At 42.8% G+C, this 23,667-nt stretch carries 20 protein-coding genes; 7 read left to right on the forward strand and 13 right to left on the reverse strand.

Annotated features, from left to right (window positions below; translation table 11 throughout):
• Positions 1 to 185 precede the first annotated feature (185 nt).
• A complete protein-coding gene (locus HC026_RS02910) occupies positions 186 to 1,265 on the forward strand; it encodes an LCP family protein (protein WP_168924493.1) in 1,080 nt (359 codons plus the stop codon).
• A 52-nt stretch (positions 1,266 to 1,317) separates the two neighbouring features.
• Here the strand turns inward: HC026_RS02910 and HC026_RS02915 are convergent, their stop codons facing one another.
• From HC026_RS02915 to HC026_RS02940, 6 genes are all read right to left on the reverse strand, one after another.
• A complete protein-coding gene (locus HC026_RS02915) occupies positions 1,318 to 2,730 on the reverse strand; it encodes an APC family permease (RefSeq protein WP_168924494.1) in 1,413 nt (470 codons plus the stop codon).
• A 350-nt stretch (positions 2,731 to 3,080) separates the two neighbouring features.
• The gene (locus HC026_RS02920) at positions 3,081 to 4,031 is read right to left on the reverse strand and encodes a DMT family transporter (RefSeq protein WP_168924495.1); all 951 of its coding nucleotides are present in this window, start codon (positions 4,029 to 4,031) and stop codon (positions 3,081 to 3,083) included.
• A gap of 260 nt (positions 4,032 to 4,291) precedes the next feature.
• Positions 4,292 to 5,041 carry a hypothetical protein gene (locus HC026_RS02925; protein WP_168924496.1) on the reverse strand — a complete coding sequence of 250 codons (750 nt, stop codon included), beginning with the start codon at positions 5,039 to 5,041 and terminating at the stop codon, positions 4,292 to 4,294.
• The gene (locus HC026_RS02930; RefSeq protein WP_168924497.1) at positions 5,034 to 5,747 is read right to left on the reverse strand and encodes an ATP-binding cassette domain-containing protein; all 714 of its coding nucleotides are present in this window, start codon (positions 5,745 to 5,747) and stop codon (positions 5,034 to 5,036) included. Before HC026_RS02930 ends, HC026_RS02925 begins: the two co-directional genes overlap by 8 nt.
• Positions 5,731 to 6,114, reverse strand: coding sequence for a GntR family transcriptional regulator (locus HC026_RS02935; protein WP_168924498.1), 384 nt, complete (start codon positions 6,112 to 6,114; stop codon positions 5,731 to 5,733). Before HC026_RS02935 ends, HC026_RS02930 begins: the two co-directional genes overlap by 17 nt.
• 1,791 nt (positions 6,115 to 7,905) lie before the next feature.
• Entirely contained in the window at positions 7,906 to 8,547 is a 642-nt protein-coding gene (locus HC026_RS02940) for a hypothetical protein (protein ID WP_168924499.1), read from the reverse strand.
• Positions 8,548 to 8,728: 181 nt separating this feature from the next.
• Between HC026_RS02940 and HC026_RS02945 the strand changes: the two genes are divergently transcribed.
• The gene (locus tag HC026_RS02945) at positions 8,729 to 10,423 is read left to right on the forward strand and encodes a choline/carnitine O-acyltransferase (protein WP_168924500.1); all 1,695 of its coding nucleotides are present in this window, start codon (positions 8,729 to 8,731) and stop codon (positions 10,421 to 10,423) included.
• Between the two features lie 138 nt (positions 10,424 to 10,561).
• Here the strand turns inward: HC026_RS02945 and HC026_RS02950 are convergent, their stop codons facing one another.
• Both HC026_RS02950 and HC026_RS02955 read right to left on the reverse strand, forming a co-directional pair.
• Positions 10,562 to 11,215 (reverse strand): matrixin family metalloprotease, encoded by a 654-nt coding sequence (locus tag HC026_RS02950; RefSeq protein WP_168924501.1) that lies wholly within the window; start codon positions 11,213 to 11,215, stop codon positions 10,562 to 10,564.
• 576 nt (positions 11,216 to 11,791) lie between these two features.
• A complete protein-coding gene (locus HC026_RS02955) occupies positions 11,792 to 12,445 on the reverse strand; it encodes a matrixin family metalloprotease (RefSeq protein ID WP_168924502.1) in 654 nt (217 codons plus the stop codon).
• Positions 12,446 to 13,445: 1,000 nt separating this feature from the next.
• Here HC026_RS02955 and yaaA point away from each other — a divergent pair.
• The gene (gene yaaA / locus HC026_RS02960; RefSeq protein WP_168924503.1) at positions 13,446 to 14,195 is read left to right on the forward strand and encodes a peroxide stress protein YaaA; all 750 of its coding nucleotides are present in this window, start codon (positions 13,446 to 13,448) and stop codon (positions 14,193 to 14,195) included.
• A gap of 2 nt (positions 14,196 to 14,197) precedes the next feature.
• Here yaaA and HC026_RS02965 read toward each other — a convergent pair whose 3' ends face one another.
• Positions 14,198 to 14,785 (reverse strand): TetR/AcrR family transcriptional regulator C-terminal domain-containing protein, encoded by a 588-nt coding sequence (locus HC026_RS02965; protein WP_168924504.1) that lies wholly within the window; start codon positions 14,783 to 14,785, stop codon positions 14,198 to 14,200.
• 171 nt (positions 14,786 to 14,956) lie between these two features.
• Here HC026_RS02965 and HC026_RS02970 point away from each other — a divergent pair, with 171 nt between their 5' ends.
• Positions 14,957 to 16,252, forward strand: a complete 1,296-nt coding sequence (locus HC026_RS02970) for a threonine/serine exporter family protein (protein WP_232843600.1) — start codon at positions 14,957 to 14,959, stop codon at positions 16,250 to 16,252.
• A gap of 448 nt (positions 16,253 to 16,700) precedes the next feature.
• Here HC026_RS02970 and HC026_RS02975 read toward each other — a convergent pair whose 3' ends face one another.
• The 3 genes from HC026_RS02975 to nhaC form a co-directional block, all read right to left on the reverse strand.
• Complete coding sequence (locus tag HC026_RS02975; RefSeq protein WP_168924506.1) at positions 16,701 to 17,834, reverse strand: AI-2E family transporter; 1,134 nt, start codon at positions 17,832 to 17,834, stop codon at positions 16,701 to 16,703.
• A gap of 193 nt (positions 17,835 to 18,027) precedes the next feature.
• On the reverse strand, positions 18,028 to 18,258 hold the full coding sequence (locus HC026_RS02980; RefSeq protein ID WP_168924507.1) for a cytochrome b5 domain-containing protein: 231 nt from the start codon (positions 18,256 to 18,258) through the stop codon (positions 18,028 to 18,030).
• A 73-nt stretch (positions 18,259 to 18,331) separates the two neighbouring features.
• Positions 18,332 to 19,723 (reverse strand): Na+/H+ antiporter NhaC, encoded by a 1,392-nt coding sequence (nhaC, locus tag HC026_RS02985; protein ID WP_168924508.1) that lies wholly within the window; start codon positions 19,721 to 19,723, stop codon positions 18,332 to 18,334.
• Between the two features lie 481 nt (positions 19,724 to 20,204).
• On the opposite strand from nhaC, the gene HC026_RS02990 reads away from it, so the two are divergent.
• The 3 genes from HC026_RS02990 to HC026_RS03000 are packed head-to-tail and all read left to right on the forward strand — an operon-like array spanning position 20,205 to position 22,640.
• Complete coding sequence (locus HC026_RS02990; protein ID WP_168924509.1) at positions 20,205 to 20,759, forward strand: NAD(P)H-dependent oxidoreductase; 555 nt, start codon at positions 20,205 to 20,207, stop codon at positions 20,757 to 20,759.
• A 59-nt stretch (positions 20,760 to 20,818) separates the two neighbouring features.
• Positions 20,819 to 21,664, forward strand: a complete 846-nt coding sequence (locus HC026_RS02995; protein WP_168924510.1) for an oxidoreductase — start codon at positions 20,819 to 20,821, stop codon at positions 21,662 to 21,664.
• Between the two features lie 10 nt (positions 21,665 to 21,674).
• Positions 21,675 to 22,640 (forward strand): aldo/keto reductase, encoded by a 966-nt coding sequence (locus HC026_RS03000; protein WP_168924511.1) that lies wholly within the window; start codon positions 21,675 to 21,677, stop codon positions 22,638 to 22,640.
• 67 nt (positions 22,641 to 22,707) lie between these two features.
• Here the strand turns inward: HC026_RS03000 and HC026_RS03005 are convergent, their stop codons facing one another.
• A complete protein-coding gene (locus HC026_RS03005; RefSeq protein WP_168924512.1) occupies positions 22,708 to 23,658 on the reverse strand; it encodes an ABC transporter substrate-binding protein in 951 nt (316 codons plus the stop codon).
• Positions 23,659 to 23,667 lie beyond the last annotated feature (9 nt).

Consider the following 23,667-nt stretch of genomic DNA (forward strand, 5'->3'; position numbering starts at 1 on the left):
CTTGTTTGCAACAATTGTTTAGCTAATAAGTACTCCCATCACCAATTATTTTAAATTTTATTAACGTTACTGACTTTCACTTCAAAATAGACCATTTATCCTTTATTCTTAATTAATTCGTTTGTAATCGTGTTTTGTAAATCATATAATCAATTTACTAATCTTGCTTAACTAAGGAGCCAGTCATGCAATCTCAAAATCCGAAGCACTCAGCACACAAGCATCGATCTAAAAAGCGGACCTTCATCCTATGGACCCTTTTTATTCTGGTCGTCGCACTTGGCGGAAGTGCTGCCTACGCTGCCTATCAAGCTAAATCAAGCATCGACAAAACCTTTTCTGCGGCTCACGGCGCCAGTACTGCGAAAGTTTCAAACTCAAAACCAGTTAGCATCTTACTGATGGGTACTGATACCGGCGCTCTCGGTCGAACGGACAAGGGTCGCACCGATACCATCATGGTCGTGACCATCAACCCCAAAACTAAGAAGGCGACAATGGTCAGCATTCCTCGTGATACTTTGGTCAAAATTGCCGGAACTAACGATACAGAAAAGATTAACGCTGCCTATACCATTGGCGGTGCTTCAACTTCAATGCGAACGGTTGAAAATCTGTTAAACATCCCTATCAACTATTACGTCTTGATCAATATGGGCGGCCTAGAAAAAGTGGTTAATGCCATTGGTGGCGTAAATGTTAACGTGCCATTTTCTTGGAGCGACTCGCATATCCACATGTCATTTAAAAAAGGTAAGGCGCATTTAAACGGCAAACAGGCTCTAGCCTTCGCACGAATGCGTTATGAAGATCCTAACGGTGACTATGGCCGTCAGAAACGCCAACAACAGGTCATTCAACAAATCGTCAAGAAAGTAACTAGATCAGGTAATGTCACCATGTACGAAAAGTTACTGAAGCTCATGTCCAGTAATATGAAAACCAATATGGCCTTTAATGACATGATCAGCTTAGCTGAAAATGATAAAGATTCCGTCAAAGACGTTAAAAAATCTAGTCTAAAAGGCGTTGGCGCATACATTGATTCCCAGTCGTTTCAGGTACCGACCACTAAAACGTTGCAGTCCACCTCTGACTTATTGCGAACGTCGCTTGGACTGAATCAGAAAACTTTGAATAACTTCAATACCAAAGAGAATACCCAAAATACGCAGAATAATTTTGACTGGAAATCTGGCAATAATCCAGTTTACACGATTTATGATAATAACAGCTCCAGTTCTCAAACAACTACGGCACAATAAAAATGGTCTGCTCAGCAAGTTTAAAACTTGTTGAGCAGACCATTTTCACTGATTAAGCTTTTTTATTCAATAAACTATGGCTCATACCATAAGTCACATAAATCACAACACCAATGCCAAACCAGATGGCTGAGACCACCCAAGTCTCTAATGGGAGTTGCAACAGCATCCAGATGCACAGTCCCGCAGAAATAATTGGTAACCACGGGTACAGCGGTACTTTAAAGCCGGTATTCTCCAAATCATGACGTTTCCGCAATGGTAGAACACCCAGTGACATCATGGTGAAGGCAATCAATGTCCCGATGTTAACTAGTTGGGTCAAACGATCCAGCGAAACGAGACCGCCCATGATTGCGATAACCACCGTTACTGCTAGCAGACTATGACTAGGAACTTGGTGCTTCATTTCGATTTTACCCAAGCCCTTTGGTAATAACCCATCCCGACCAATGGAATAGATCAAACGTGAGGAACTATAGATCATTGAGAGCATCATGGTAAACATCCCAGCCAAAGCGCCGATTGAAATGATGCCGGCAACCCAGTTTTGATTAACAATCTGAAGTGCGTATGACACAGGTGCGGCAACGTTTAATTTAGTATAGGAAACCATTCCCGTTAAAACGCCAGCCACCGCCATGTATAACACGGTGCAAATAACCAATGTACCGATAATCCCAATCGGCATATTTTTCTTAGGATTTTTAACTTCGGCTGCAGAAGCTGAAACACAGTCGAAACCAAGATAAGCATAGAAGACCAATGAGGCCCCACGCATAATGCCATGTGAACCATACGGCGCAAATGGTGACCAGTTGCTAGGTTTAACGTAGAACATACCAACGATCACGAATAGAATAATAATAGCAATTTTAGCTACAACAATAATGTTATTGATTCGCGTAGAGGTTTTAACTCCCTGCGTTAGCAGCAGACTGATTCCCAGCACGATCAAAATCGCAAAGAGGTTAAAATACGTCCCGTGAGCCGGATCAAAGCTCCCCGTAATCGCCTTAGGGATGTTAATCCCAACACCCTTTAAAAATGAAACTAGGTACGCTGACCAACCGGTGGAAACCGCCGCGACTGATAACATGTACTCCAAAATCAGCGCCCAGCCGATCACCCAACCAATAAATTCGCCAAACACAATGTTGCCGTATGAATAGGCGCTACCTGCAACGGGCAATGCTGACGAAAACTCCGCGTAGCACATGGCTGCTGTTGCACACACCAATGCCGCCAATACGAACGACATCACAATACCGGGGCCACTATATAACGCTGCTACCGTTCCGGGCAGAATGAAAATCCCGGTTCCAATCACCGTTCCAACTCCTAATAGTAACAAATCTTTCGCATCCATGGATTTCTCTAACAGACTATCTTTATCTAAGTAACGGTCTAGTGATTCTTTTTTAGTCAACCGGCCGAATACCCGTGAGACCACTGTGTTCTCCATAGTTCATTCCTCCTCATTATTGCAACTCATCAGTGAACACTACCTGGTCAGACCAACAAAAAACACCAGGGACCACGATGTCCGCTGGTGTTTTAACCAGCCAGACAGCCCAAGCGTTTCGCCTAGCTGTCTGACCAGTAGTGCAAGTGCCATGCCAATAGCAACTTCTCTAACTTACTGGTTGATAGCCAGGCTGGTTAAAGAAGAAGAAAAATCGCTGTGAAGTTGAACTTAAACGATTAATTAGCATGATATGGCACTCCCTTCTGTGTTAATGAGAGTATTTTAACAATATAATGAGAAAAGTGCAAGTCATAATTTCTGTGCAACGCTCATATCGTGTTGACGTGTTAATCCAACTCGACATCATGGTTGCTGTTTAGCGAACTGGACTGCATACTGCGAGCTCGCCCTCTTTGCAATAGATAGATGGCAATCACCACTAGAGCTGATCCAAGCACTTCAACCCAGCTGATTTGCAGACCTAGAAAAACCACACTCAAAATAAAGGTGACCACCGGCTGAGCAGCATCAACAATACTGATGACGTCAGAGGGTGCATAGTTACTACTGATCAACAATAGGCAAAACGGTAAAATGGTTCCCAGAACGATCACCGTCAGCATGGATAACACTAAGTCAGTCGTTATCAGCGGGGTATGGACCCAGACTGGCTGATGCAAATTGAATAATAGCCCTGAAATTAACGTTCCCCATCCTAATATGAGAATCGGTGACCCACCAGCCTTAACAATCGGCCGCGGTAACGTCACGTAAAAGGCGGCCGTAATGCCGGAGCCAATCCCCCAGAATAAGGCGTCTAGCGGAATTGCTAACTGCGACACATTGCCCTTAGTAATCGCTAAGAATACGCCTAGCATTGAGACCACAAAGGCGATCAGATCACTGCGATAAGGCACTTCATGTTTAAAAATTAAACTACCAACTACGATAAACAATGGGCTGAGATACTGCAAAATTGTTGCTGACGCTGCGTTACCTGTCTGCACCGACATGTAAAACGTCAGTAAATTGGCACTAAGGCCAAAAACTGCATAGGCAAAAAGTGAACCGACTAATCGCCACGATTTGAAGGCTTCAAAAAGATGACCTCGAGACGTGAACGCCCCAATAATCATCAGTACCACACCGGCACCAAAAGTCCGCGCCGATAAAAACCAAGCAGCCGGAATATGCTGATTTTGTGAAATATACTGCAACACAGTCCCGGAAATCCCCCACATCATCGATGCAAGCAGAGCTAACATAATTCCTCGTGTAACGTGACTTTTACTCGTCATAAATCCATTCTCCCAATTTTTAAAAATTCATTCTAACAGAATACTAAATCATCATGAAAGGGATATTGGAATACGGAAAAATTAATCCTAGTATCTGGTGTGCCTATCTCATAATTTATATCGGCTTTGATATACAATTCGAATTTAAATAATAATCACGCTTATTAATATTAATGAGTCACACCAAAAAATCGATTACCCGCCAACGATTGACTGATAATCGATCCCTTTTCTTTACCTATCATTCTGCACTTTAAAAACTATTGAGCAGTTTCAACGAACTTATGCATCAATAGAATGTTGGCAACAATTTCAAGTGCAGCCACTAAAACAAGGACACCGAAAAGCGCAAGTATTGCTCCCCATCCTAGTGAGAGGCCGTTCATCAATGTACCATAGATTTGGAAAAAGACCGCTCCCAAACGAATAATGGCAAAACTGATGACGATATATAAGATGCCCCGAATAATTTTTTGACGGCCAATTGGCAAGAACGCGTCGATGCTGAGCATAATCAAATGAATCAAGGAAATCGTCGCCCAAGCCATTATGATTGTAGCCAGTACAATCCCAAATGCGACGACGATGGTAGCAGCAATTCGATTGGAACTTGTGCCAAATCCCGTTACACCCATAAAAGGATTACCAGTTATCAAGCTAACAACCAGCTTCAGAACTAGCTGGACAGCCATAAAGTATAGGAGTCCAATCACGGTGGTGCAGAGGTTACTTAAATAAATTTTAGTATCGCTAGCTGGTATCAAGCGGATAGCATCATTTTGATAAACGTCTTCGTTAAACTTTGATAGCCTAATAAAGGCAACCAAAAATGCCAGTGAACTCCAAAGACTGGTGAAAGACTGCAGATCAGCTGCGCGGTACTCCCTATTTAAAACAACCGTGTAGATTTCAGTTGCAATGATTGCAATGAGCATCAATAAAATAATTCGGTTCAATGATTTAAATCGGTCCCGTAGAAATGCAGGAACCAGCGATGTAAACTTAGTCATTCGAATCAGCCTCCCCGTACAAGCTTTCATAGTAGTCTTCAATACTCTGACCATTCTCCTCACGAATAGCATCGGCAGCCTTGTGTACCGCCACAGTGTTATCCTTTATCACCACGATTTCATCTAGAATCGGTGCAATTTCTGAAACGTAATGGTCACTAATGATCATTAATGAGTCGGCCGGTTTCCACTGAATAATACTGTTAATGATCTTCTTTCGGCTCATACTGTCGATGCCGCTAAATGGCTCATCAAGTAGGTAAACATTCGTCTGGCGTGCTAACGTCAAGCTGATAACTAATTTTTCTCGGGTCCCTTTTGATAAGGCTGATAATCGTTGCGATTCATCCAGTTTTAAAAACGAACTCATTTGATCATACTTTTGCTCATCAAAATCCGGATAGACACGTTGATAGAAGCTTTTTACATCCGTGATCTTTAAGTTTGTTGCCATACCGCCCAACGGATCGCTGTAACTAATCATACTCTTGCGGGTTGCCAGGGCGGTTTCATTGTTAACGGCAACCAGCCCCTTAGCGTTCTTTGCAACGCCAGCAATCAATCGCATCAGCGTAGTCTTACCTGCACCGTTTTCTCCCAGTAAGCCAACGATTTTATCCCCAGATAGGGTTAAAGAAACGTCCGTTAAAATCTTTTTCAAGTTCCTGCGATAGTTCAAATTTTCAATACTAAGCGTTGTTGTCATTTGAATCCCCCTGCCTTTCAATATATGCCGTTAGCTCATCGATCATCTGTTCATCACTAATTCGTAAGCGATGAAGCTGATCGTAGAGTTGCTTTAAATACTGAGTAATCAGTCGTTCCCTTAACTGCTCAATAATCTGCGGATCGTCAGTCACAAAATTACCACGTCCGCGTTGCGAGACAATGACGCCTTCAGCAATCATTTCACGTAAAGCGCGTTGCACGGTGTTTACGTTAACCGTTAGCGACACTGCCAGCTGCCGAACTGCCGGCAGTTTATCCCCTGGAGCCAGCTGGCCTGCAATAATTCGATCATAGATAGCCGTTTTAATTTGATAATAAATAGGCACCTTGTCGTCAAATTCCATCTTGTATCACCTCTCTAGTGTATTATATTACTATTACACTATATCACTGTTTCTCTAAATTTCAATCAAAGTCACCGAAATATGTAAAATATTTTTTGTAATATAAATGTAATATTTTAGTTTCCAGATCATCGTAGACAACCATTTAACGTGGCAAGCTGCAATGCAGATACCGTTTTACAAAATCTCCTAAATGCCTATATAGCAGCATTTATAGGAGGGTGGTTTTACCAAAAGTTCACCAATTTTAAGCCAAATAAATTCAACGTTCAAGCGTGCATAAACCTAGCAGAGTTTAACATTTTCGCAATAAAGTAAAATTTGTTATGTCATCTTCACACTTTCTTCACATTTAAAGACTATATTAAGACCATAGCCTAATATCTTAAAGATATTAAGTGAGCTTTTTCATTTTACTCCTCCAAAGTAAAATTTATATTTCCGTGAACCCCATCACGAAAATGCCTACTCCTATAAGGATCACCCTCCCCCGGGTGATTCTTTTTTTGCGCAAAAAAAGATTCGCTTTGACGTCTCTCCAGACCGTTAAAGCGAATCTTTTGTTTTGAAACTGTGAAACTTGAAAGTAACTAGGATCCTATCACTAATGCACTTAATGAGAGTGTACAGCCCAACGACCATACTTGAAATACATTACAAGAATCGGAACCATTAAACCGCTGTGGATCTCCCCAGACACACACCGTAATTACTTCCCGTGGCCTCCAACCACTTTGGGAATGATACTGTTTGTAAGGTCTCCAAACCTTATCACGGCTAATCGCTATGATTTATCTAATGGCTGGCGACAAATTCACCGATCCATTAAATGTAGAACAGCATCTGCAACAATCTAAGTAGGCTTTTTCATATACTCGCCAGATTTATTAACTCATGAATCCCCCGAAATTAATAAATCAGTGTTAAGAACAAAAAAGACCCATTCATTCGGCCAGCTTAGAAAGCCTCCGAGAACGGGTCGTGTCCTAACTAAAAGTCAGAACTGAGCATTTAAATTAACTTTTTCTTGTTCTTAAGTATGTATATAATGTATCACATATTTGTGGCAATAACAAGCTTTTAACTTGTTTCTTTTTTACCAAAAAGTTATCTAAGGAATCATAATAACTAACCGAAGTCCGCCCTCAGTGGTCTCGAGCACTTTATTAATCTGGTACAAAGCCACTAATAATAACATTTTCAATGTAAAAAGCAGCCACCCCATAGGCAACTGCCTCAATCAATTCAATTGTCCATGATGCTCATGCCGCTACAAAGCGATCAGGTGCCATAATTGTTACGCGATGAACAAGTTAACGATGCTTCACCCAGTCTTCACCTATATTATAAGGGCGAAAGCGAATGAGACTACTTGACCGCTCAACCATTACGTGTTGGGATGCACCTGTTTTTTTCAAGATTGCTTCCTCCAATACCCACTCAATAAAAATCATCCGAACCGACAAAATAATATCGTGTAACCTTGATTAGTTTAATGCCTCTACACTATCTCCTCCTAACATCACTAGACTGATTTGATCAGACAAACCCCCTGCCTGATATTCACATAGATGATATCTAGCTTAGGGTTAAATATAGGGATAATAGTTGTCAAAGTCAAGCGTTTTGACCTGGGACTTATAAAAAATCTTCTGCGGAGGCATTTCTGAAATGCTGTACTACAGTTGGACTATATCAGCCTTTAATATTACGAATCATTCACCGATTTTATAAAAAATTGTCATTTTTGGCTTCATTTTTTTATATAAAGCGACTGCGTTCTCTCTAAACTTAGCTTAGCCAAGAATCTAACCAGAATCGCTTTTCAGTAATCACGTCCGCTGCCGTTTCGGTAATCAGCTGAATTTCGTTAAAGGCGCTTTGTTGTCGGACTACCGAAAGTAACGATTCTCGATTATTTTCATCTGGTACTACCCACTTTAATGCTGACATCTGGTTTAAAATTACACAGAGGTTCAATGCCGGCGTTTGAGTAGTCAACGTATTGGCTAGCCATGAACCAGCAGCAGACCGTGCACTAGCCGTTGGCACATAAATGATGTGGGGCTTAAGATTGTTCTGAAAAACAACCCGTTCAACTTGGCGATCCTCAAGTAACTCCGCACCAATACCGTCATAAATCTGATTGGCAATATCCCAGCTGGTAACCGGCTTCAGTGCATTTTTTAACTGATCATCCTCGGACAACGCCTCAGTTAGCTGACTGACAAAGATTGACAGATAATCAGGTAATCGCACTGTCTTGTCAAAAGTAACGTGTCCAGACGCAATTTTAAGCACATGAGCCGCAAACAAATCCAAGTATACGGCCAGCACAAAGTAAGCTTGGCTCGTAAAACGGCTTCGCAACATCGGTTTCTTGGCAATCCGCTCGGTTAACAGCAGGTAGTTTTCCGCAGTGGTTAATTTCATTTCGTATCACTCCTCATCAATTAGCATAACACTCAGACTGTTAGACGACGATTTAGTGAGGTTAAATCCATGACGAATTTTTCATAATATGACATAATGTGGCGCACAGAAAATATGATTAATTTAAAACTACATACTGATTGTTTACGTATTGTTGTTATATAGAAAAGAGGAATTGAAAATGACTGGAAAATATTCAACTGATTTACTCACACAATTACCTAAATTACCACTGCCGGAGCTAGACGATACCCTCACTCGTCTTCAAAATCGGGGGATCCCGTTACTAGGCGCTTCACAGCAAAAGAAATTGGCGGCTCAAATTACGAGTTTTAAAGAAAACGACGCACCCGAATTACAAGCACTTTTAAAGCAGCGTTGGGCTGAAACAAATGCTAACTGGCTGTCACCACTTTTACGCCATCACGCACTCATCAACCGGGAACCATTGCAAAATGGGTCTAACTTTGCGTTTACTGTTTCCCACGACCGATTACCTAGCTTGGATCAAGTCACCATGGCAGCCAAATTATTACAGAATTTTGCTGACCAATACCTTGCATACGTTTCGGAAAAAATTCCCGTGGACACCAATTCAGACAACCAGCCTCAAGATATGGATCAGTATGGCAACTTCTTCCGAACTCAACGGCAGGCTAATATCAGCCGGGATTATTCACAGAGGACCCGGCCCACTTTAACCAATGTTGCCGCAACAATCATCTACCATAATACTGCCTACCAGGTGCGGCTGATTGACCACGCCGGCCGTGTGTCTACACTGCATTCTCTAGCCGAATCACTGACTCAAATCATGCAAGAGACGGTCACCGACACCTTCTTTGTTGGCGCATATTCTGGTTTACCGCGTAACACTGCAGCCAAACTGAGAAGCCATTTAGCTAGTAATCAACACAACTGGGATAATTTAACCCGTATCAGTAATAGCTTGCTAGTTCTTACCCTAGAAGATGCTGAGGTTCCACTAACTGCCCAAGCCACTCTCCTAGGCCCACAGAACCGTTTCTTTGATAAAACCACCCAAGTGATCGTCAGTTCAGAACCCAGCCTAGGCTTCGTCTTTGAACACAGTCAAATTGATGAGCTGCCCGCTTTAAAGTTAGCCGATTCGGTGGTGTCTCGCCTGAATCAGCCTGAAGACCAATGGGATAGCAAAGGCAAGCCACACTTTGAACGTTTGACGTGGGAATTAGACCATTACACCAAAGAAGCACTCAGTGAGGCCGACCGTAATAACGGTGCAGTGGCAAAGCACCTAACCTTTGCCTCCACCACTAACTCAACGTTTGGTGCGAATCGTCTCCAAAAAATCGGCATTGATCCGGATGCCTTCCTCCAGATTGGTTTCGCATTGGCTGAATTCCAGGCGACTGGTGGCTGGCAAAACATCTCTGAACTGGTGCCAATGCGCGGATTCTATCAGGGTCGGACGGAAACCCTCTCAACGATTGACCTCGAAAAAAAACAGTTTATTGAAGCATTTGCTACCGGTCAGCGAGATGCTGCTCTCAAACAGGCGTTTAATCAAGCCATTACCGCACATACCAAGCGTGTCCAGTTTGTATCAAAGGGTTTGGGCATTAAGGGGCACCTCTTGGGCTTACAGGAAATGATGCTGCGAAACGGCGGTGAAAAAGCATTCCCAGACGCGGCAAACTTATTTAGTTCAGACTTCTTTAACGAGATATTCACGGACTTTTTTACTACAATTAACGTGCCTTCCAATCTAACAGAAAGTTTCGTCTCCGCACCCTCACATCCAACTGGGTATGGTATTTATTACAGTATCTTAGATTCACAACTTAAATTGACAGTTTCAGCTTGGCAGGCTAATTCCTTCACTGCACAGGAATGACTGACTGACATTATCGATGGTCTCAATAATCTTTTTGCTTGGTTGACTGCGCAAGACATTGATTAGACTATTAATAGAAATCAAAAAATATCCATTCCCCCCGGAATGGATATTTCATTTCTAATTAAATTGTTGAGCTTAACGATAACTATGCTCTAAGCCATTAACATCTGGCTTGGAAACAGACTGATCGCGTGTTGCATAATACATGACGCTGTGTCTACCAACGTTGTGTTCCAGACCTAATGCATGGCCAAGTTCGTGCTGAGCAACGTTAGCTCGCTCTGTCTTGGAATAATGATAGTGACTGGCAACGTTCTTGAAAACATACGATTTGGCACTGACCAACACGGGTAGATGATTCAACGTCTTATTATTGTAGTAAGACGAATATGTAATCCCAACTGTTGAACCACAATTACCCATCGGCGAATTGCTGGTTGATAGTGAAATGTCGGCTTTCCCGGTAGTGGCAACTAAGTGAACAACGCCACTGTGATTCCACTTCTTAACGGCTGAGTGCCAAACAGATCTATAGTAACTTGATCCACTATCAATCTTGTACGTGATCTTAGTTGATTGCCAGCGTTTAGCTGCTGGCGTCAGACTAGCTGAACCAGTAGCAACCCCGGCATCCGCCTTGGCAGTTCCAAACGCCACTGAAGTATTTACCGCCTCTGCAGCATCTACATCAGTAACAATTTTAGCAGCAACGTGACTCGGCGCAATAACGCTCAAACCCGCAGTAACAACAAAAACTGCCAATAGACGACCCACAAAATGATTATTCATAATAACTGATAAGTCTCCTTTAAAATAAAATTTAGACTATCAGCTTTTTCTAAATAATCCTCCAAAAATAATACACAATAAAAACGTTTGTCATAAATACACTGACTAACCAAACGAATAAAAATGAAAGTATCGTTGTCCCCGCTTATTAATTATTGACCCCCCAATAACCAATCAACAAAGGGACTATAACACCAGTTTATTTATAAAACCATTACAAAAATGTTACATAAAATCATCGGTGAAGAGTTTGTGAAAATGTTATAACGAACTATTGCCGTGTATAATACCCGGTTTAACGGGAATCAGCCAAGGTCGACTATCATTTAGATTTGCGAATGTAAACAATTTAGTTTACACATATTTTTTCAAAAAAAACGGCTTACTTTTGATAAATCTCAAAATTTTACTCATTTTATAGACACTTTATCATTTATGTGCCATTTTGTATTTTGAAATATCTTTCAACAAAAACGTTGAAAATGTTGTTATAACATGTTGTGAATAGATTTTTAACCAAAAAAATATCCATTCCCCCCGGAATGGATATTTCATTTCTAATTGATTTAATTCAGTTTACCGATAAGAGTGTGCTAACCCATTAACATCTGGCTTAGAAACAGACTGATCACGGGTTGCATAATACATGACGCTACCCTTGCCAACATTGTGTTCCAGCCCTAAGGCGTGACCAAGTTCATGTTCGGCAACGTTGGTACGTTCTTTCTTTGAATAGTGATACCGATTAGCAACGTTCTTATAAACGTAAGATTTAGCATTAGCCATTACTGCCAAGCTATTCAACGTCTTGTTGTTATAATACGATGAATACGTAATGCCAACCGTTGAATCATTCTTGCCCATTGGTGAGTTGCTAGTAGACAGTGTGATATCAGCCTTACCAGAAGTCTTCACTAAACGAACAACTCCGGTTCGGTTCCATGTCTTTACAGCAGAACTCCAAACCGACTTGTAATAACTTGATCCACTAGCGATTTTATAACTAATGGTTGTGGCTTGCCAACGCTTAGCAGCTGGCGTCAAACTTGCGGAACCAGTTGCAGCACCATCATCAGACTTAGCTGTCCCAAACGAAGTTGCCGTTTTAACGACTGCTGTCTTATCAACGTCAGTAACAATTTTAGCACTGGCATGACTAGGAACAGCAAAACTCAAACCTGCAGCGACGGCAACAAATGTTAACAAACTACCCATTAAACGATTATTCATATATACTGATAAGTCTCCTTAAATTCTAGAGTGTCTCGACTATCAGCTTTTTCTAAGAAATTCTCCAAATATAACACACGAGAGAGAGTCGTGTTTGTCATTAAAAAAATCACTAAACCATTATGCTTATGAAAATATGAATCATTGTCCCCGTTTGTTAATTATTGACCCCCAATAACTAACGCAACTGAATGACTATAACACCAGTCTGTTGAGATTACCATTACAGTTATATTACAGAGCAAATCCTGAAAGCGTATTTTTGAAAACGTTATAACCCGGCCTACTTCGGTTTAAATCCCGTGGTAAAAGCATTTACAGAACAATTGGTTCCACATTTATTCTGAAAATGTAAACAGTTTCAATCACAAATATTATTTTTAAAAGAAATCAAATTTTCGCACAAAAAAACGCCTAATAGTTAATATTAGACGTTTTTTTAATTAGAAATGAAATATCCTTATCTTTTCATTGCTTTATCACAATTGACCTTTGTTCTCAACTCGACGGAGACATCGACGAATCTCAAACGGTAGGTTACTGATAAGCATCTGCCTGAATGTGAACAGCTATGTATGATCCATAGTGCACACTCGTAATCCGTTAAGATTACGCGGGGGTCTCTGATTATTCATCAGGATGAGTTAATTGGGGGGAATTAACTCTTCAGGGGTTTGATACTCTCAAACCAAAAGATAGTCATCTGAAACAGATCAACTAAAAAAGTCTCTGAAGGCACAGAAACCCGGCCAGGTCTCTCTCCTGTCCGGGTCGTGTCACTAGAAAATTCCTAGTGCTGAGCATTTTTATTTAATTAATCGTTCCAAATATTTATCACATCTACTAACATACACCGTGTAATTAGATTGTGCAAGACATTTTCCCAATTTTTTTTATTTTTCCCAATAAAAAGGTGAACTTTTCATTGGCATTGCATCTCACGTAAAACTCCATTAAGCTTGACACAAAGCAATTTTCCCATCAATTACTGGAGGCCACTATGCAAATCATTATTGCACCAACTAAGAAAATGATTGTCAATACGAATGACTTTGACGTCCAAGATATGCCTATTTATATAGAAGAAACTCGTCAAATTTTGAAGAAAATGCGCACCCTCGACTACGATCAGGCTAAGAACATGTGGCATTGCAGCGATAAACTGGCTCGCCCAAACTTTGACTGGCTGCAAAAAATGAATCTAGATAATCAACTCACACCAGCCATCCTTTGTTATAGCGGGATTCAGTACCAATATATGGCACCTGACCTCTTCACTGCTCCTGCACTAGCGTACGTTCAGCAGAACCTGAGAATTCTCTCCGGTTTTTATGGTATTTTACGCCCGTTTGATGGGGTAGTCCCCTATCGACTCGAAATGCAGTCCGAGATAAAAGTTGACGACACACGAAACTTATATGATTTCTGGGAAAACCGCTTGTATCAGTCCCTTCGCTTCGATCAAGGACCAGTTCTTAATCTGGCCTCAAAGGAGTATGCCAAAACAATCACGCCATATTTACAACCCGACGACCAACTCATCGACGTTATCTTTGGATCAGAAGTTGACGGCAAATTAAAAATCAAAGCGACGTTAGCCAAGATGGCCCGTGGCGAAATGGTACGTTACTTAGCTGAACATGATATTCATGATGTGGCAGGAGTCACCCGCTTCGACCATCCCGACTGGCATTTCGATGCCACACGATCAACAAACGGACAATTAGTATTCGTTAACAATAATCGGTAACACTAAGCGATCTCTGGGCGTTTCTGGTAATGATTAATCCGCTTTGTCCGCATCAGAAAACCATTGATACCATCTTCTAAATACGCCTTTAGATATTGATATTCCTGCTGCAAATCAACATCGCCTTGCTGGTAAAGCCAATCTTTTAATGAAAGAAAGAGTGTCCCACCCAGCGTCTTTTGAAGAAATTCGCAATAACACGTATCGATGCTAATTCTTTCGGCTTCACCGAGACTAACGAATATTTCACCAACCATCGTTTTTAAGTGGGCGATAATAACCTCTTCTGGTGCATTTTGTACATCTAATTTTAGAACATGCTGATAAAAGAGCCGATTGCGATCAAAATAGGTCAGCATAGCTAACAACGTCTGCGGCCAAAACTGGTAATTTCCGCAATACTTCACTGCTGCTTTAACCTCGGTTGAGTAAATGTCAGCTAGCACGTCATATTTGTCACGAAAATGATCATAGAATGATTGCCGCCGCATACCCGTAACCGCCATGATCGTCGTCACGGTAATTTTATCAAATGGCTGTGAGACGACCAGTTGCTTAGTTGCTACCATGATTTTTTCCTTTGTCGTCATGTCATTGCCCCTTTCAGACTTAATTCATCACTAGCCTACCATAACACGATGGGCTTGTGAAAATTAATGATTCAAGTCTATAATGAAGCATACATATTGATTGGGAGGTTAAAAGAAGTGACAGAAGAGGGAGACCAATCAGAGAATTTTGTTCCATCAGAACAGCATCATATGGCAATTCCATGGAAGGAATTCGCCCCCAACCAAAGTCTGCCAATCAAGGAGGCCCGGGTTAAAGCAAGGGCTTCTATCGTTGGTAGAATTGGGATTATGATGCTCTCCTGCGGTACTGGGGCTTGGCGGGTCCGTGACGCGATGAATACCATTGCTCGCGTATTGGACTTGACCTGCTCCGCCGATATCGGTTTGACATCCATCAGTTACACCTGCTTTGATGCCAACCATAGTTACTCGCAAATTTTGGCGTTACCAAATACTGGCGTGAATACTGATCGCCTTTTTGTGTTAGAAACCTTTGTGAAACAATTTGAGGCTAAGTATGCACAGCTGACCGTGCTCCAGTTGCACCACACACTGGACGAAATCCAGCAAACACCTGGTAACTATTCACCAATCATAAAGGGATTGGCAGCCGCCATTGCCTGTGCGTCATTTATTTTTTTGCTTGGCGGTGGCTGGATTGAAATGTTTTGTACCTTCATTGGTGCTGGCGTTGGGAACTGGGTTCGTGGTGAGATGGGTAAACGAAAAATGACGACCATTTCTAGTATTGCTGTCAGTGTCGCCCTTGCAGAATTGACCTACTTTCTTACCTTTAAAGGCCTACAATTTATGATTCCAATTGCTGGTAATCATGAGGCTGGTTATATCGGTGCCATGTTATTCGTGATTCCTGGCTTTCCGTTCATCACCAGTTTCTTGGATTTATCAAAACTGGATATGCGATCTGGGCTAGAACGCCTAAGTTACGCAATTATGATTACGAGTGTCGCAACACTGGTGGGCTGGTTAATCGCTCTATTTATTAATTTCCAACCAGAAAATTTCATTTCACTGGGTTTGACTCCCCTGATGTTACTGTTGTTGCGGTTGCCAGCAAGTTTCTTCGGGGTGTACGGCTTCTCCATGATGTTTAATTCCTCGCAAAAAATGGCCATCACGTCTGGCTTAATTGGCGCCGTGGCAAATACCTTACGACTTGAACTGGTGGACTTCCATACGATGCCAGCACCAGCCGCAGCCTTTTGTGGCGCATTAGTTGCTGGACTATTAGCTTCGATCATCAACCGGACAAATGGCTATCCAAGAATTTCCTTAACCGTCCCTTCAATCGTCATTATGATTCCGGGCCTTTACATTTACCGTGGCATCTTCTATATTGGCCTGAATGAAATTGCAAACGGTGGTCTGTGGCTAACACGGGCAGCATTGATCATTATCTTTCTGCCACTGGGCCTGTTTGTTGCCAGGTACCTATTGGATAAGGATTGGAGACACTTTGATTAAAAGCAGTGCGCGGAACAACTCGGGTAGATGCCAGAATGTAACATAAAGAATGCCAGTTCCGGCGAACTTTGTTGAATTGGCATTTTTTATGTTACATGGCAGGCATCTGAGTTGTGGAGCGCGATTAAAGCAGTGCGTGAAACAACTCGCCTTGATGCCCGAGTGTAAGTGAATTAAAAAGGTGTAGCCCTGAACTTGGGGCTACGCCTTTTTAATTTGCTTACACGGCAGGCATCTGAGTTGTGGAGCGCGATTAAAGCAGTGCGCGGAACAACTCGGGTAGATGCCAGAGTGTAAGTGAATTGAAAAGGTGTAGCCCTGGTCTTGGGGCTACGCCTTTTTGATTTGCTTACACGGCAGGCATCTGAGTTGTGGAGCGCGATTAGGCAACATAACAGCAATCAACCAAAAGCTCCGACTTATGTCATCTGGAATCTACCGAGTTTTGTCACTCACTGTCCTTCAAAATACCCTCTTTTTTAAACGTCGCATTACGCATCAATCGATATAGTGTTGCCGTAACCGGCACCGCCAACATCATCCCAACAATGCCAGACAGCCCACTACCAATAGTAATGGCTGCTAAAACTAAAATACCGGGCAGCCCAATCGTGCCGCCAACAACCCGAGGATAAATCAGATTACCCTCAACTTGTTGCAAAACGATAATGAATACGACAAACAAGACAGCTTTAATTGGTGATGTAACTGCAATGAGAACGAAACCAACAACCCCACCGATCCAGGCACCGATCATTGGGATCAAAGCACTGATACCAACTAATGCACCGATTGAAAGGGCATCTGGGAAGCGGAATAGCATCATACCTAAAGTACATAACGTCCCTAGAATGAAGCCTTCCAAGACTTGACCAGCAATGAAACTGGAAAACATTTTATCCGTCACATTTACAACATAATGGGTTTTAGCAACGACCTTAGCTGGCAGAAAGTCATCCATTAATCGGTTTAACCAGCCACCAATTTTTTCTTTCCCACTAATTAAATAGATCGAAAAAACGAAGGATAAAACAAAATTAATCAAACCAGAAAAAATGTTGCTGAAGATTGATACTGTGGAACTGAAAATGCCCGTTGCACCGGCAGTTAAATACTTAGTAACCTTGGCTTCGACCGATTGCCAATTAAAATTAGCAGTAGCAGCCGCAATCCGTTTACTGATCGTATGATTTTGGTCAATCTGATTCAACCAATGAGTGACATCATTGATGGTGCTCGGCATAGCTTTAAAGAAACTGTTGATGGCGTCAACGAATTGTGGAATCACTAACCGCATGACACCGGCAATCACCAGCACAATAATCAGTAAGGCAAATAAGATGGCAAGCGGTCGTCTTGAACCCTGTGCCCACTTTTGTTTAGCATGCGGCCACAACCACTTTTCTAATTGACGTGACAGTAAGTTCACTGCATAAGCCATCACACCACCTAAGATCAGTGGATTAAGCACTGATATCAATTTCCCAATTGCCCCGAAAATCTCTCCAGGATACACTAGGCATGCCAGAAAGATGGCCACCACGACACTACTCCATATAATCGATTTTTTGGATATGGTCATTTGAACGAACACCTCCACAACAGAATTAATTACTTCTAGTTTACCTTATTTGAAGGCCGCACAAAAATTTCTTTTAACTTTCTTCGTGTAATTTTAGACTCAAGAGCGGTTTTCCTTCAGACTTCAACTGCAAAATTAAAAGCGATGAGCTCCCGAAATTAGGAGTCCATCGCTTTACTGATTCAAAATGCGATTAAACTAATTTACCAACCACTGGCAATTTAGCCAGTACACTCTTCTTATGCGGTGCAGTGGTGATAACCTCTGACAGGTCTTTACCCGCAACGTTGCCATGATGTTCGCCGTTCTTCCAGGCCTCAACATCCGTTACATCATAGATCGTGCCATCAATTGCAACGTACGCCTTATGCCCATCCTTGCCATCGTATTGTTTCAGTTCTTCTTTAGTTAAGTTTACTGCCATGAGTCATCCGTCCTTTCTTGTCTCTAACCTTTAGTGTATCATTTATCACCTGAAAAGTCAGTCAAAATAATCACTAAACGCTTGCCTCAACCTGCTTATCTGCCACGTGTAGCCCAATACCGGTAATGCCACTAACCAGCGACATGACTGGGCACAGCAGACTGAAGAAAACGAATGGTAAGTATGACATAGTCGGCACGCCGAGCGTATTGGCCAGGAAGACACCGCCGACACCCCAAGGAACCAAGTAGTTCAGCACGGTCCCACCATCTTCAAGGGTTCGACCTAGGGCTGAACTTTCAAGGCCACCATTATTGAAGGTCTCTTTAAATGAACGACCGGGTAAAATAATAGATAAGAATTGTTCACCAACGAAGATGTTGATTCCGATACAAGTGGCTAACGAAGCGGTAATCAACTTGGCGTGTGAGTTCAAATGAGCAGCTAACGGCGTCATTACCGCACTAACTAAACCGAAGTTAACTAACAAACCACCAAGGGACAAGGTCAAAACAATCAGTGCTACAGTTGGCATCATGCTGACAATACCACCACGTGATAACAGCAGATTAACTTCTCCATTAGAGGTTTTAGCGACAAAACCATTAGTAATAATATTGCTGGCCTTCGTCACGCCCAGTGAAGGATTGTTGATGAACATCATAATGGCTGACACCAAAACGTTTAGTAACATCGTTGGAATGGCGGCCATTTTAAAGCCGGCGCAGACGAACACCAGGACGATTGGTATAAGGGCGACCCACGAAATATGGAAGTCCTGTGACAGTGCGGCAACGGTGGTATTAATTTTCGCAAAATCAGCGTGGTTGTGACCAAAGCCAAGCAGGGCAAAGGCCACGGTTGAAATGGCAGCTGCGGGGACCGTCGACCATAAAATCGTCTTCATGTGGTCGAATAGATCCGTGTCTACAACGGCGGCAGCCAAGTTATTGGTTTCGGATAACGGTGAGCATTTATCACCGAACACCCCACCGGAAATGACTGCTCCAGCAACTAAAGCTGGGCTAAAGTTCATGGTGACCCCGATGCCAAAGAAAGCGATCCCCACAGTGGAAACTACCGTGAAACAACTCCCGACAGCGGCACCAACTAATGAACAAACCAAAAAAACTGTTGGTAGGAACCACTGTGCGCTAATAGCTTTAAACCCAATCACCATTAATGTGGGGATGGTACCAGCAGCAATCCAGGTACTGATCATGGCCCCGATTAGAATAAAAATAACGATGGGAATGATTCCCTTATCGATGCCATCCTTGATACCATGATTGATATCGTCCCAGGATAACCCCTTGAATTTGGCCCAGAAAATGGTCACAGTGATTGCCAGCAACACCGGTACTTGTGGCGATAAACCTAAACCAATCACACCTAACCCCATAATGGCTAAAATAATCACTAACATAATAATGGCTTCTCTTAAACTCAATTTAATTTTTATCATCCGCTTGATCTCCCTTTTAGTTGTTAGTTAATTTCTCACGATTTGGTCGATCAATATCGTGCCATCCCACCACTAGTTGTTCTCATCATGATTACTCCTCCCAAATAAAAAATCGCCCCCATTGCATTATTGCAACAGGGACGATCAGACTCTACCGTGGTACCACCCAAATTGTGCACATCACTGTACACCACTCACCAGAAGATAATGGATTCTAGCGGTAACCATTGTCGATGTCTACGTATTTCGTCAACTTTATCCTGATTGGCTCGCAGCAACCGCCAACTTCCTGACGCCCAGATAAAGTGCTACTTGTTTGTAAGTCCGACATTAAATATTAATTAGAATTATAACGGAATTTTTGTAAAATGCAAGTCGGAGAATCAAATTGAAGGCCCGACAGCTTGAAAAATGCCAAGCCTTCCAGTGCCAATCACCAACTTAATAATGATATGATAATTTGGAAGGGAGTCGACATTCGATGCATATTTTACTGATCAACGGCTACACACCGCACCCCGATGCAGGTGGTAAATTAACCGAAGCACTGGTAGATATCAGTCGCGAAAAACTAGCTCAGCATAACGAAGTCAAATACACAGCTGTCACAGATTATCAGGCCAGTGAAGAAGCCGAAAAGTTTCGCTGGGCTGACTTAATTCTGCTGTATTTTCCGCTCTACTGGTACGCGGTGCCGTGGGGTCTGAAACGATACATCGATGACGTTTTCGCGCTGCACGTTTTTTACGATTCGGATGAAAACGCTCAGCCGGTAGCGTTAATGCCCGGCAAACAGTTTGGCTACGTGACCACCTTGGCGGCAGTTCCTGAAACTTACGCACCCGGTAACCCGTTAACGGACGGTCTCACAGTTACCGACTTGTTGAAACCGCTGGACGTCACCTTCCGTTACGTGGGTATCGAACCTGCCACCCAGTTTCACAACTGCATCTTCTATGACGTCTATAATCCAACAGTGATTGAACCAATTAAGACATCACTTCTAGCTGAATTGTCAAAATTAGATGATGAATGACGCGTCTCCCCCAGAAAAGAACTAAAATAGAGGTAAAGACAAAAAGGAGTACTTAATTTATGGCAAATAAAACATGGCTTATCACAGGAACTTCAACGGGTTTCGGACGCTCACTAGCAACCCTATTGGCACAGAAACCGGATTTAAACTTAGTGGCAACTGCTCGGCATACCGATCAGTTGGACTACTTGGATCAATATGATCACGGTCAAATTCAAAAGCTTACGCTAGATGTCACTAAAAAAGACGAAATTGACCAAGTGGTTAAACAAGTCAACGACCGTTTTGGCAGTATCGATGTCCTGATCAACAACGCTGGCCTAGGCTACTTTGGTACCTTTGAAGAAAGCGACCGAGACGCTGTAGAATACATGTTTAACGTCAACGTTTGGGGGTTAGTCGATATGACTCGCGCCGTGTTACCAACCATGCGTCAACAGCGAAGTGGCGTCATCGTCAATTTCTCGTCCATTGCCGGTCTACGCTCATTTCCAACACTGTCCTTCTACCATGGCACCAAGTACGCCGTGGAAGGTCTAAGTGAATCGCTGGCCCAAGAAGTTAAAGACTTAAACATCAAAGTCTTACTTATCGAGCCAAGTGGCTTCCGGACTGATTGGGCAGGTCGCTCGTCACAAAAAGCGATGCCAACAACGCCAGACTATCAACAGTTCGCCGAATCCATCGAACAATCCAGTGCTTCTGCTCACCACGAGGCTGGCGATCCCAACGTGGCAGCCGAAATCATTTACGACCAGGTCACTAATCACCACGACGACCTGCCATTGCGCTTGCCATTAGGGAAGTTCGCCTCAGACATGGCCATTGATAAATACACGAAGTCACTAGCTGATTTCAAGCGACTCCGGGATACTTCCATCTCAGCCGACCAACCTGAAGAATAGGAGTAAAAATATGGAAAAAGTAAAATTGGGCAATAGTAATTTAAAAGTTTCTCAAATTGGCTTGGGCACCATGGCATTCGGCCGGTGGATCTCAGAAGAAGATTCTGCTGCCATCCTGGACCACGCTGTCAACAGTGGGATTAATCTGATTGATACCGCGGACTACTACGGCCCTGGTCAAGATGAAAAACCGCCGTATGGTGACGGTACATCCGAAACCATCATTGGTAATTGGCTCAGTCAAAATCCGGGTGTCCGTTCAAAAATCGTTTTGGCGACTAAAGTTGGCTCGAACACTAATCCAGTGATGAGTAACCCAACACTTTCTCGGGAACATATTCACCAGCAAATTGATTCTTCACTAGAGCGGCTACAAACTGATCACATTGATTTATATCAGGCTCATTTATTTGATAACAACACACCGTTAGCAGAAACCTTAACCACTCTAAGCGGCTTGGTTGACGAAGGTAAGATTCGCTACTATGGTGTTTCTAACTACACGGAGTATCAGTTAACGCAGGCGCTGGCTATTATCAAAGACCGCCGTTTAAATCCGCTGACTTCCTTGCAAAACCGCTACAACATCCTCAGCAAACACAATGATCATGATGTCTTAAAGCTGGCTCAGCGTTCACACGTTGGCTTTCTAGCTTATAGCCCGCTAGCTCGTGGTGTTCTTACGGGTAAGTACTTGAACGGTGCCATGCCAAGTAATAGTCGCGCTGCTCAGGGCGAGCCGCTCATTCAGGAGTACTTCAATGATGCTGATAAAGCAGCCGTTGAACAATTAAAGACCATTTCGGATCAGTCAGGTATTCCTATGTCACAGCTGGCTTTTGCCGGGGTCTTATCGATTCCTGGTATCACCACCGCACTGCTGGGTGCAAGCAAAGTTAAATACATTGATGATGCTATTAAGGCAGCTGGACTAAAGTTACCGCAAAGCGTCATGTCCGAACTTAAGTCATTGTAAGTCGGATTTCAAAAAGCTTCCCCCACAAACTCATTATTAGAGCTGTGGGGGAAGCTTTTTCGTTTACTTAATGCGCTTGCACGATCATCTGATTCGTGATCAGTGTCATCTGCTGGTAAACCGCAGTTGGATCAAAGTAATACATTTTGTTAAATGGTAACGACACCACGTGCTCCGCCTTAACAGCTGGCAACGATTTCCAAACTGTGTTCGACTTTAAATCACTGACGGCCGCCTCACCCTTTTTGGTTTGGGTGGTGTTCGTGAAGAATAACCAGTCAGCCGAATACTTGTTCAGCGATTCCAGTGAAACTTGCTGGTAGCCAGCCCCATTAGAAATCTGTTGAATGTTTTTCGGTAACTGAAAACCTAGACCGGTTGTCAATGCCTGACCGCCACGACCCCAGGTGCTGCCATCCACGAATAACTTACCGTTTTGTAAATCATACATGCCAACGGAAGTATTCGCCGGGTCGATGCCCGCCTTCTTTAGCCTGGCATCTTGTTTAGCAGCCAGCTGTTCAAACTTTTGATTCCATGACTTGGCTTGCTGCTGCCGATTCAAAATTCCGCCAAACTTGGTGGCCGTCTGTTTGATATTGCCGGTGGTTCCATATGGCACGTAAACTACTGGGGCAATCTTTTTCAAGGCCTTCACATCCGCTTCGTTGCTAGTGACGATTAAATCTGGTTTCAGCTTCAACACAGCCTCTGGTTTTAACGTTAACCCGAGATTTTTAATCCCACTCGTCTGCTGTTGAGTTAGAAACGGGCTAGCTAAATCCGTTGACGTCGCACCAACGACGTGCCCACCAAGGGAAAGCACATCTCCGGTGTAGACGTTGGTCACGATTCGTTTTGGGTGAACCGGAATTTTAATTTGACGCTTATTCACTGTGACCGTACGAGTAACCTCTTTTGACGCATTAGATTTTGACGTAGACCCACAGCCAGCTAGTACTAACATGCCGACCATGGCAATAACCGCGCCACTAATGATTGATTTTATCTGTTTCATAATCGTTTT

The sequence above is a fragment of the Secundilactobacillus angelensis genome (assembly GCF_012641075.1).
GTDB classification, from domain to species: domain Bacteria; phylum Bacillota; class Bacilli; order Lactobacillales; family Lactobacillaceae; genus Secundilactobacillus; species Secundilactobacillus angelensis.

Bases quoted from the DNA above. Each gene is read 5' to 3' on its own strand.
- HC026_RS02910 (WP_168924493.1), top strand. From the start codon at position 186: ATGCAATCTCAAAATCCGAAGCACTCAGCACACAAGCATCGATCTAAA.
- HC026_RS02915 (WP_168924494.1), bottom strand. From the start codon at position 2,730: ATGGAGAACACAGTGGTCTCACGGGTATTCGGCCGGTTGACTAAAAAA.
- HC026_RS02920 (WP_168924495.1), bottom strand. From the start codon at position 4,031: ATGACGAGTAAAAGTCACGTTACACGAGGAATTATGTTAGCTCTGCTT.
- HC026_RS02925 (WP_168924496.1), bottom strand. From the start codon at position 5,041: ATGACTAAGTTTACATCGCTGGTTCCTGCATTTCTACGGGACCGATTT.
- HC026_RS02930 (WP_168924497.1), bottom strand. From the start codon at position 5,747: ATGACAACAACGCTTAGTATTGAAAATTTGAACTATCGCAGGAACTTG.
- HC026_RS02935 (WP_168924498.1), bottom strand. From the start codon at position 6,114: ATGGAATTTGACGACAAGGTGCCTATTTATTATCAAATTAAAACGGCT.
- HC026_RS02940 (WP_168924499.1), bottom strand. From the start codon at position 8,547: ATGAAATTAACCACTGCGGAAAACTACCTGCTGTTAACCGAGCGGATT.
- HC026_RS02945 (WP_168924500.1), top strand. From the start codon at position 8,729: ATGACTGGAAAATATTCAACTGATTTACTCACACAATTACCTAAATTA.
- HC026_RS02950 (WP_168924501.1), bottom strand. From the start codon at position 11,215: ATGAATAATCATTTTGTGGGTCGTCTATTGGCAGTTTTTGTTGTTACT.
- HC026_RS02955 (WP_168924502.1), bottom strand. From the start codon at position 12,445: ATGAATAATCGTTTAATGGGTAGTTTGTTAACATTTGTTGCCGTCGCT.
- yaaA (WP_168924503.1), top strand. From the start codon at position 13,446: ATGCAAATCATTATTGCACCAACTAAGAAAATGATTGTCAATACGAAT.
- HC026_RS02965 (WP_168924504.1), bottom strand. From the start codon at position 14,785: ATGACGACAAAGGAAAAAATCATGGTAGCAACTAAGCAACTGGTCGTC.
- HC026_RS02970 (WP_232843600.1), top strand. From the start codon at position 14,957: ATGGCAATTCCATGGAAGGAATTCGCCCCCAACCAAAGTCTGCCAATC.
- HC026_RS02975 (WP_168924506.1), bottom strand. From the start codon at position 17,834: ATGACCATATCCAAAAAATCGATTATATGGAGTAGTGTCGTGGTGGCC.
- HC026_RS02980 (WP_168924507.1), bottom strand. From the start codon at position 18,258: ATGGCAGTAAACTTAACTAAAGAAGAACTGAAACAATACGATGGCAAG.
- nhaC (WP_168924508.1), bottom strand. From the start codon at position 19,723: ATGATAAAAATTAAATTGAGTTTAAGAGAAGCCATTATTATGTTAGTG.
- HC026_RS02990 (WP_168924509.1), top strand. From the start codon at position 20,205: ATGCATATTTTACTGATCAACGGCTACACACCGCACCCCGATGCAGGT.
- HC026_RS02995 (WP_168924510.1), top strand. From the start codon at position 20,819: ATGGCAAATAAAACATGGCTTATCACAGGAACTTCAACGGGTTTCGGA.
- HC026_RS03000 (WP_168924511.1), top strand. From the start codon at position 21,675: ATGGAAAAAGTAAAATTGGGCAATAGTAATTTAAAAGTTTCTCAAATT.
- HC026_RS03005 (WP_168924512.1), bottom strand. From the start codon at position 23,658: ATGAAACAGATAAAATCAATCATTAGTGGCGCGGTTATTGCCATGGTC.